Genomic DNA, 11,363 nt, shown 5'->3' on the forward strand with positions numbered 1-11,363 from the left:
TGTTGTGCTCAGAGGGGGTTGTTGCCTCGGCCGTCGCTCAGCCAGGCCCGTACGGCGAGCGCCGTCGACTCCGAGTGGTCTTCCAGGATCGTGAAGTGGTCGCCGGGGACGTCGGCGTCCTCGTGCGGGTGCGGCCACTCGGGCTGCCAGGCGTCCTCGGTCTCCAGGGCCGCCGACTCCCCCGGCGGGAAGGTGGCGTGCACATACAGCGTCGGCGCCTCGATCGGCTCGGGCTCCCAGTCGCCGAACACGCGCAGATAGCCACCCTGCCCGGTCAGCTGCGCACCGGTCAGCAGCTCGAACGCCTCGCTGGTGGACGCGCGCTTCCTCAGCGCCGCCTCCAGCCGGCCCTCGAACGAGGTGGTCGCGGTGTAGGTGTCCACCAGCACCACGGCCGCCGGTGCCCTGCCCTGCCGTTCGAGCAGCGCGGCGACCGCGTTGGCCATCCACCCGCCTGAGGAGTAGCCGAGGAGCACGAACGGCTGGTCGCCCGCCGCCCTCCGGACGGCCCCGGCCTGGAAGCGGACGACCGCCTCCCTGGTCGCGGGCAGCGCTTCCCCCGCCGCGAAACCGGGGTTGGGCAGCACGGTCACGTCCCGCTCGCCCGCGAACACGGGGGCGAACCGGCCGAAGTAGTGCGGGCCGGAGGGCGCCATCGTCGGCGGGAAGCACAGCAGCGGGGTTCCCGCCCCGGTCGCCAGCGTGATCGACGGCAGTGCGGCCACCTCCTCCGGTTCCCCGAACACCGGCCGCAGCAGCGAAGCCGCGTTCACCATCTGCCACCCCTCCTCGTACAGCCCGAGTTCGCAGGCCTGCCGGTACAGACCGGTGAGGGTGTCCTCGACCGCCAAGGCGGCGGGCGCGGCAGACGCATCCCCGGCCCCCGAGGCGAGTTCGCGCCGCAGATACCCGGCGAGCGCCGGACCGGTCGGCTGGTCGAACACGACGGTGGTGGGCAGGCGCAGCCCGGTCGCGCCCGCGAGCCGGTTGCGCAGTTGCAGCGCGGTCAAGGAGTCCAGCCCGAGCTGGGTCAGGGCGCCGGAGACATCGAGCTCGTCCGGCGAGAAGCCGAGCACGGCCGCTGTCTGGTCACGGACGAGCCGCAGCAACTCCCGCTCCTGCTCTACCTCCGTCAGCCCGGCCAGCCGCTGCGCCAACCGCTCCTCGCTCGCGTCGGCCGCCCTGGTGGCCCGCGGGCGCACCAGGCCGCGCAGCAGCGCGGGCACCTGGTCGGGTTCGCCGCGCAGGGCACCGACGTCGAGCCGCATCGGCACCACCACCGCGTCACCCGCCGCGCATCCGAGGTCGAACAGCGCGAGGCCCTGCTCCTCGGTCAAGCCGGCGACACCGGTGCGGGACATCCGCTCCACGTCGTGTCCGACCATGCCGCCGGTCATCGCGCTGGCCGTCTCCCACAGCCCCCACGCCAGCGACGTCGCGGGCAGACCGGCCGACGTGCGGTGCTGGGCGAGCGCGTCGAGGAACGCGTTGGCCGCCGCGTAGTTGCCCTGGCCGGGCGCGCCGAGCGTGCCCGCCACCGAGGAGAACAGCACGAACGCCGACAGGTCCAGGTCGCGGGTCAGCTCGTGCAGATGCCACGCCGCGTCGACCTTCGGCCGGAACACCCTGTCGATCCGCTCAGGTGTCAGCGAGCCGATCACACCGTCGTCCAGCACACCCGCCGAGTGCACCACACCGGTCAGCGGGTGGTTCGAGTCCACCGCGGCCAGCAGTTCCGCCAGCGCGGCGGGGTCGGTGACGTCGCAGGCGGCGAGCGTGACGTGGGCGCCGAGATCGGCGAGTTCGGCGCGCAGGTCGTCGGCTCCGGGCGCGGCGGCGCCGCTGCGGCTGGCCAGCACCAGGTGCCGGACGCCGTGGTCGGTCACGAGATGCCGGGTGACAAGGCCGCCGATCATGCCGGTGGCTCCGGTGACGAGGACGGTGCCGCCGGGTGTGAACGTGATCGGGGACTCCGCCGTGGCCGGTCCGGATCGTGCGATACGTGGCACCAGCGGGTCACCGGCGCGCACCGCCAACTGCGGCTCGGAACCGGTGAGAACGGCGGGCAGCGCCGCCCAGGACGCGTCGTGGGCGTCCACATCGACCAGCGCGAACCGGTCGGGGTTCTCGGACTGCGCCGACCGGATCAGGCCCCACACCGCCGCGTTGGCGATGTCCGGCACATCCTCGTCCGGCCCGGTCGCGACGGCCCCGCGGGTCACGAAGACGAGGCGGGAGTCGAGGAACCGGTCGTCGGCCAGCCACTCCTGAGCGAGCCGCAGCGCGCGGAGCGCGGCGGTGCGGGCGGCGGAGACCGGTTCCGAGTCGTCCTCGGCGCACGGGACGACGACCAGCTCCGGCACCCCGGCCTCGGCGAGGGCCGCGAGGTCGCGGTGCTCCTCGACGGTGATGCCGCAGGCGGCGAGCCCCGCACCGGCCTTCAGGCCGTCCGGGCCGACAACAGCGCAACCGCGGGCAGGAGCGGGGGTGGCCGCACGGGTTGGTGCGGCCACCCACTCCAGCCGGAACAGTGATTCGCGGTGGCGCGCACCCCACTGGTCCGCGGCGATCGGCCGCAGTACGAGGGATGCGACCGTCGCCAGGGGATGCCCCTGTGCGTCGGCCAGTTCCAGGGTCACGGCGTCGGGTCCGGCCGACGTGAGCCGGACCCGCGCCGTGGTGGCACCGGTCGCGTGCCACCGGACGCCGCTCCAGGAGAACGGCAGCCGGGGGCGACCGGCGTCTTCGACGAGGCCGCCGAGCATGCACGCGTGCAGCGCGGCGTCGAGCAGCGCCGGATGGAGCCCGAACGACGCGGCGTCCCGGTGCTGGTCCTCGTCCAGCTCGATCTCGGCGTACACGGCGCCGTCGCCGCGCCATGCCGCCCGCAGGCCCTGGAAGGCGGGCCCGTACCCGAACCCGGCCTCCTCGAGACCGTCGTAGAGGCCATCGATGTCGACGGGCTCGGCTCCGGCGGGCGGCCACTGCGTGACCGCGGCCGGCTGGGTGGGCGCTCCGGTGGTGAGGAAGCCGGTGGCATGCCGGGTCCACTCGGGGTCGGCGACCCGGGCGTCCGGGCAGGAGTCGATGCTCAGCGTGCGGCGGCCGGAGCCGTCGTCGCCGCCGACCGTCACCCGCAGTCGCACCCCGCCGCGTTCGGGCAGCACCAACGGTGCGGCCAGCGCCAGTTCTTCCACCTCGTCCAGGCCGAGCCTGCCGCCCGCGGCGAGCGCGAGTTCCGCGAAAGCCGTGCCGGGCAGGAGGGTCACCTGTGCGACGGCGTGGTCGGCGAGCCACGGGTGGGTGTCCGTGCCCAGCCTGCCGGTGCACACGAGGCCCTGCTCGTCGGCGAGGTCCACGGCGGCGCCGAGCAGCGGGTGGTCCGCGCCTGCCAGGCCGAGACCACCGGCCGCTTCGCCGATGCTCAGGTCACGGGGAGCGTCCAGCCAGTAGCGCTTGCGCTGGAAGGGGTAGGTCGGCAGGTCCACCCGCCGCCCGGCAGGCACCACAGTACGCCAGTCGAACGGCAGCCCCGCCACGTACCCCTCGGCGGCGGAGAGCAGGAACCGGTCGAGGTCGCCGTCGTCCCGTCGCAGCGTATCGACGACCACGGCGTCACCACCGGTCGCGTCCAGAGTCTCACGCACCCCGAAGGCCAGCACGGGATGCGGGCTGCACTCGATGAACACACCGACACCCCGGTCCAGCAGACCGCGCGTGGCGTCCTCGAACCGCACCGTCTCCCGCAGGTTCCGGTACCAGTAGTCCGCACCCACCTCGGTGCCGGTCAGCCACTCCCCGGTGACGGTGGAGAGCATCGGCACCTCAGCGGCCCTGGCCTCCACTCCGGCCAGCGCACTCGCCAACGCCTCCTGGATGAGCTCGACATGCGGCGAGTGGGAGGCGTAGTCGACGGGGACCCGGCGGGCCCGCACATCGTCGGCGGCGCAGGACTCGACCAGCTCGTCGAGTGCGTCGGCGTCACCCGCCACCACCACCGAGCCGGGGCCGTTGACGGCGGCGACCGAGATCCGCCCGCCCCACCGCGCGATCCGCTCACCCGCGTCCTCGACCGTCGCCGCGAGCGACACCATGCCACCCTGACCCGACAGCTCCAACAACGCCCTGCTGCGCAACGCGACGACCTTGGCCGCATCGTCCAGCGACAGCGCGCCCGCGACGCGCGCGGCGGCGATCTCACCCTGGCTGTGCCCCACCACCGCATCCGGCTCGACACCGTAGGAGCGCCACAGCGCGGCCAACGACACCATCACCGCGAACAGCGCCGGCTGCACCACATCCACCCGCTCCAACGCGGCAGGATCGCCGAGCACATCCCACAACGACCAGTCCACATAAGGAGCGAGCGCATCGGCGCAGGCATCGAGCGAGGCGCGGAACACCGGCGACGACTCGGCCAGCGCGGCCCCCATGCCCAGCCACTGCGAACCCTGACCGGGGAAGACAAACGCCACCTTCCCGACGGGCCGCGCGACCCCGACCGCCACGCGGGCCGACTCGGTCCCCCGGGCCACCGCGGCCAACGCGTCCGTGCCACCCGCCACCACCACAGCCCGGTGCTCGAACACCGACCGCGACAACAGAGCGTCCGCCACATCCCCCGGCGCCAAACCCTCAGCGGCAACGGCGAGTTGGGCGGCCTGAGCACGCAGCGCGCCCTCCGAACGCGCCGACAGAACCAACGGGGCCGGCCCGGACACCGACGACGGAACGACCGGTGCCTCGTCAGCCGCCTGCTCCAGTACGACATGGGCGTTTGTGCCGCTCACACCGAACGACGACACTCCCGCCCGGCGCGGGCGGCCCACCTCCGGCCACGGCCGGGCCTCCGCCAGTACGTCAACCGCGCCCGCGGACCAGTCCACATGCGACGACGGCTCATCCACGTGCAGGCTCTTCGGCAGCACACCGTGCCGCATCGCCATCACCATCTTGATCACGCCGCCGACACCGGCCGCGGCCTGGGTGTGGCCGACGTTCGACTTCAGCGCACCGAGCCACAGCGGCTCACCGGTGCGGTCCTGGCCGTAGGTGGCCAGCAGCGCCTGCGCCTCGATCGGGTCGCCGAGCGTGGTGCCGGTGCCGTGTGCCTCGACCGCGTCCACATCGGACGGAGCCAGACCCGCGTTCGCCAACGCCTGCCGGATCACCCGCTGCTGCGAGGGACCGTTCGGCGCCGTCAGGCCATTCGACGCACCGTCCTGGTTGACCGCGGAACCCCGTACGACCGCCAGCACCTGGTGGCCGTTGCGCTGCGCGTCCGACAGCCGCTCCAGCACCAGCATGCCGACGCCCTCGCCCCAGCCGGTGCCGTCGGCGCTCTCGGCGAACGCCTTGCAGCGGCCGTCCGGGGCCAGCCCCCGCTGCCTGCTGAACTCCACGAAGGTCGCGGGACTGGACATCACCGTCACACCGCCCGCGAGCGCGAGCGAGCACTCACCCGAGCGCAGCGCCTGAGCCGCGAGGTGCATCGCCACCAGCGACGACGAGCACGCCGTGTCCACCGTCATCGCGGGGCCTTCAAGACCGAACACGTAGGACACCCGGCCGGAAGCGACGCTGGCCGAGCTGCCGATCCCGAGCTGGCCCTCGAAACCTTCCGGAGCACGCCGGAGCCGGGAGGCGTAGTCGTTGTACATCACGCCCGCGAACACACCGGTCGCACTGCCCCGCAACGCCTTCGGGTCCATACCGGCCCGCTCCAACGCCTCCCACGATGTCTCCAGCAGCAACCGCTGCTGCGGGTCGACCGCCAGCGCCTCGCGCGGCGACATGCCGAAGAACACCGGGTCGAACTCAGCGGCGTCGTAGAGGAAACCACCCGACCGGACACTGGTGGTGCCGGTGTCCTCGGGGTCCGGGCTGTAGAGCGACTCCACATCCCAGCCCCGGTCGTCCGGGAAGTCGGATATCGCGTCACGGCCGTTCGCGACCAGCTCCCACAGCTCCTCTGGGGAGCGCACACCGCCGGGATAGCGGCAGCTCATGCCGACGATCGCGATCGGCTCGTCCTCGGAGACGGCCGTGCGGGTGGCCGCCGTCCCTGCCTCGTCGCCGCCCAGCAGCGCGGAGTGCAGGTGGCCCGCGAGCGCCAGGGGCGTGGGGTAGTCGAAGACCAGCGTCGCGGGCAGGCGCAGCCCGGTGGCCGCGTCGAGCCGGTTGCGCAGCTCGACCGCCGTGAGCGAGTCAAAGCCGAGTTCGCCGAACGCCCGCTCCGGCTCCACCTCGGCGGCGGACGCGTGACCGAGCACGGCGGCGACGGACGTGCGCACGAGGTCGAGCAGCACCGGGAGGCGCTCGTCCTTTGGCAGCGCCGAGATCCGCGCCGCCAGGCTCCCGTCGTCCTTGGCGGCCTCGGGGCGCGCGGTGCGCACCAGCGCGCGCAGCAGCGCGGGGACGGCCTCGGGGCGCGCCCGCAGCGGCGCCAGGTCCAGCCGTATGGGCACGGCCACGGCCGACGGCAGCGCGATGGCGACGTCGAACAGCCGCAGCCCCTCCTCGGCGGACAGCGCGGCGACACCGGCCCGGTCCAGACGGCCGCGGTCGGTCTCGGCCAGCTCTCCGGTCATGCCGCTGGTGTCCGCCCACAGGCCCCACGCCAGCGATGTCGCGGGCAGGCCCTGTACGTGCCGGTGTTGGGCCAGCGCGTCGAGGAAGGCGTTGGCCGCCGAGTAGTTGCCCTGACCGGGGTTGCCGAATGTGCCCGCGGCGGAGGAGAACAGTACGAACGCCGACAGGTCCAGCTCGCGGGTCAGTTCGTGCAGATTCCAGGCGGCGTCGACCTTGGGCCGGAACACGGTGTCGATCCGCTCCGGTGTCAGCGAGCCGATCACACCGTCGTCCAGCACACCCGCCACGTGCACAACGGCCGTTACGGGGTGCTCGGCCAGCAGGGCCGCCACCGCGTCGCGGTCCGCCACATCACAGGCCACCGTGGTGACCTCGGCGCCCAGGCCGGTCAGCTCCTCGTGCAGTGCGCCGACGTGGCCGCGGCGGCTCGCCAGAACCAGTCGCCGCACCCCGTGCCGTACCACCAGGTGGCGTGCCACCAGCCCGCCGAGCATGCCGCTGGCACCGGTCACCAGCACCGGACCGGCACCGAAGCCCGGCCCCTCCGCCTCCGCGGGACGGGCCCGCACCAGACGCGGCGCCAGCAGTTCACCGGACCGCAGGGCAAGTTGGGGCTCACCGGTCGCGACGGCGCCCGGCAGCGCGTGGACCGCGGCCGCCGCCCGGTCGACGTCGACGAGTACGAACCGGCCGGGGTGTTCGGCCTGTGCCGCGCGCACGAGGCCCCACACCGGCGCGTTGGCCAGGTCGGAAACGTCCTCGTCGGGGCCCGTCGCCACCGCGCCGGTGGTGACGAACACCAACTGCGCCGCGCCGAACCGATCGTCGGCGAGCCACGTCCGCGCCAGCGCCAGCGCCCAGTATGCGGCCTCCGCGGGGCCCGCGGCCGCGGGTACGGGGGCGAACACGAGGTCCGGCACCTCGTCCTCCCCCAGCGCGGCCAGGTCCGCGTACGCGCGGACCGGCTCGGCGGTGTCCGCCTGACCGAGCCCGTCCCCCAGGACGACCCAGCGGGCCGGGGCCGGGGCTGCGGGCCGCACCCGCGCCCAGTCGACCCGGAACAGTGAGTCCAGCCGGTCGCCGCCCAGCCCGTCCGCCGTCAGGGGCCGCAGCGACAGTGCCTCGACCGAGGCGACGGGGGCGCCCGTGCCGTCGGTCAGGGCGATCGCGACGCCCGAGGCGCCCGCCGGGGACAGCCGCCCCCGCAGCGTGGACGCGCCACCGCTGTGCAGCCGCACCCCACGCCAGGAGTACGGCAGATGCAGCCGCTCCGCGTCGGCGACGAACCCGCCGAGCCCGATGGCGTGCAGCGCGGAGTCGAGCAGCGCGGGGTGCAGCCCGAAGGAGCCCGCGGTGTCCCGGTCGGGCAGCTCCACCTCGACGAACACCTCGTCGCCCCGCCGCCACGCCGTGCGCAGACCGCGGAACGCGGGCCCGTAGCCCAGTCCCGACGCGGCGAGGTCGTCGTAACGGCCCTCGGTGTCGATCCGCTCGGCCCCCACGGGCGGCCAGACCTCCCCATCGGCGGCCGGGACCTCCGCACCCGCCGCGAGCGTGCCGAAGGCGTGCCGCGTCCACGGCTGGTCGTCGGGCGCGTCGTCGGGCCGCGCGTAGGCGCTCAGTGCGCGGCGCCCGGACTCGTCCGGCGCGCCGACGGACACCTGGAGCCGCACCGCGCCGTCCTCCGGCAGGACCAGTGGCGCCGCCAGCGTCAACTCCTCGACCTGGTCGAGTCCGACCTGGTCGCCGGCCCTGATCGCCAGTTCCACGAGGGCGGTGCCCGGCACGAGCACCACGCCCCCGACGGTGTGATCGGCCAGCCACGGGTGGGTGGCCAAGGAGAGCCTGCCGGTGAGCAGCGCGCCCTCCTCGTCGGCCAGGGTGACCGCGGCGCCCAGCAGCGGGTGGTCGGCGGGCCGCAGACCCACTGAGGCCACGTCCCACACCTGCTCGCCCGCGTCCAGCCAGAACCTGGTGCGCTGGAACGGGTAGGTGGGCAGGTCGATCCGCCCGGCGTCGCGTCCCGCGAACACCGCCTGCCAGTCGAGCGCGACGCCCCGCACGTGCAGGGCCATCACCGCCGAGGTGAGCGTGGCGCCCTCGGGCCGGTTCGCCCGCGCCCCGGCCACCAGCAGCGGGCCCTCGTCGACGCAGTCGCGGCCCATCGCGGTCAGCACCGCGTCGGGGCCCAGCTCCAGGAAGGTGGTGACGCCCCGCTCGCGCAGGCACCGCACACCGTCGAGGAACCGCACCGCCTCGCGGACATGGCGCACCCAGTGCTCCGGGTCGCGCGCTTGCTCCGGGGTCAGCACGGCACCGGTCAGGGTGGACACGATCGGGATCACCGGCGTCCCGTAGGCCACGGTCCGGGCGACAGCGCGGAAGTCCGCCAGCACGGCGTCCACGTGCGGCGAGTGGAACGCGTGGCTGACCCGCAGATACCGGGTCTTCCCGCCGCGCTGCCGCCACGCGCTGTCGATAGCGGCCACCGCGTCGGCGTCGCCCGCGATCACGGTGGACTCGGGGCCGTTGACCGCCGCGACATCCACCGCGCCGCCGTGCTCGGCGACCAGGCCGCGGACGGTGTCCTCGTCCGCGCGCAGCGACAGCATCGCTCCGCCCTCGGGCAGCGCTCCCATCAGCCTGCCGCGGGCGGCGACCAGCGTGCACGCGTCGGCGAGGGAGAACACGCCCGACACATGCGCCGCCGCCAACTCCCCGATGGAGTGGCCCGCGAGGAACTGCGGGGCGAGGCCCCACGCCGTGACGAGGCGGAACAACGCCACCTCGATCGCGAACAGCGCGGGCTGTGTATAGGTGGTCAGGTCGAGCAGGTCGGCGGCCTCGGTGCCGGGCTCGGAGAAGAGCACGTCCCGCAGCGGCCGGTCCAGATGCGGGTCCAGACCGGCGCAGACCTCGTCCAGCGCCTGCGCGAACACGGGGAACTCCCGGTACAGCTCGCGGCCCATGCCCACGCGCTGACTGCCCTGTCCACTGAACAGGAACGCGAGTTTGCCGCGCGAACCCACCATGCCGCGCACCAGGTTCGGCGCCTCGCCACCGGCGGCCAGGGCCTCCAGCCCGCGCAGCAACTCCGCGCGGTCCGCGCCGACAACGGCGGCCCGGTGCTCCAGCGCGGTCCTGCTCGTGGCGAGCGAGTAGCCGACGTCCACCGCCGAAGCGTCCGCACCGTCCACGTGCGACAGCAGGGCGGCGGCGCGCTCGCGCAGCGCGGCGGGGTCGTTGCCGGACAGCACCCACGGCACCGCGTCGGCCAGGACGGGGGAGACGGGCTCGCCCTGCTCCTCGTCGGCGTCCTCGGAGACCTCGGCGTCGTCGGCGCCCTTGACCGGGGCCTGCTCGAGGACGACGTGCGCGTTGGTGCCGCTGATGCCGAACGACGACACCGCCGTCCTGCGCGGCTGCCCCGTCTCCGGCCACGGCCGAGACTCGGTCAGCAGTTCCACGGCGCCCGCCGACCAGTCGACGTGCCGGGAGCGCTCGCCGACGTGCAGGGTCGGCGGCAGCACACCGTGCCGCATCGCCATCACCATCTTGATCACGCCCGCCACACCCGCGGCCGCCTGGGTGTGACCGATGTTGGACTTCACCGACCCCAGCCACAGCGGCTCACCACCGCGGTCCTGGCCGTAGGTGGCCAGCAGCGCCTGCGCCTCGATCGGGTCGCCGAGCGTGGTGCCGGTGCCGTGCGCCTCGACCACGTCGACCTGGGCCGCGGTCAGTCCGGCGCTGTCCAGCGCCTGCCGGATCACACGCTGCTGTGACGGACCGTTGGGCGCGGTGAGGCCGTTCGACGCCCCGTCCTGGTTCACCGCCGAACCGCGCACGACCGCCAGCACGGGGTGACCGTTGCGCCGGGCGTCGGACAGTCGCTCCAGCAGCAGCATGCCGGCGCCCTCTCCCCAGCCGGTGCCGTCGGCGCTCTCGGAGAACGACTTGCACCGACCGTCCGTGGCGAGGCCGCGCTGCTTGCTGAAGCCGATGAACGTGTGCGGGGTCGCCATCAGGGTGACACCGCCCGCGAGGGCGAGCGCACACTCGCCCGACCGCAGCGCCTGGGCCGCCAGATGCAGCGTCACCAGGGAGGACGAGCAGGCGGTGTCCACCGTGACGGCGGGCCCCTCCAAGGCGAACGTGTACGACACGCGGCCGGAGGCGACGCTGCCGAAGCTGCCGGTGCCGAGGAAGCCGTCCAGCCCCTCCGGCACCGACCGCAGCCGCGATGTGTAGTCGTGGTACATCACACCCGCGAACACGCCCGTCCTGCTGCCGCGCAGCGACGACGCGTCGATCCCGGCCCGCTCGAACGCCTCCCAGGAGGTTTCCAGCAGCAGCCGCTGCTGCGGGTCCATCGCCAGCGCCTCACGCGGCGAGATCCCGAACACGCCGGGGTCGAACTCGGCCGCGTCGTGGAGGAACCCGCCCTCGGTGCGGAACACCCGGTCGGGGTCCTCGGGGTCGGACAGTTCGACGTCGCCCCATCCTCGGTCGGTGGGGAACGCCGTCACGCCGTCGCGGCCGTTCGCGACCAGCTCCCACAGTTCTTCAGGGGAGCGCACACCGCCGGGGTAGCGGCAGCTCATGCCGACGATCGCGATCGGCTCCTGCTCGCCCTCCTCGACCTCGCGCAACCGGCGACGTGTCTCGCGCAGGTCAGCGGTGACCCGCTTGAGGAAATACCGGAGCTTGTCCTCGTTGTCCATGCCGTTTTACTCCAGGGAACGTCAAGCAAGTGGGGGTGGCCGGGCGGG

At 73.9% G+C, this 11,363-nt stretch carries 1 protein-coding gene; it reads right to left on the reverse strand.

What is annotated here, in order from left to right:
- Positions 1–8: 8 nt before the first annotated feature.
- Positions 9–11,315: a type I polyketide synthase gene (locus AC4BEG_RS31725; protein ID WP_490703099.1), complete on the reverse strand. Its 11,307-nt coding sequence runs from the start codon at positions 11,313–11,315 to the stop codon at positions 9–11.
- Between the last annotated feature and the right edge of the window lie 48 nt (positions 11,316–11,363).

Source organism: Streptomyces sp. JLBJ103, from assembly GCF_058215575.1.

Bases quoted from the DNA above. Each gene is read 5' to 3' on its own strand.
- AC4BEG_RS31725 (WP_490703099.1), bottom strand. From the start codon at position 11,315: ATGGACAACGAGGACAAGCTCCGGTATTTCCTCAAGCGGGTCACCGCT.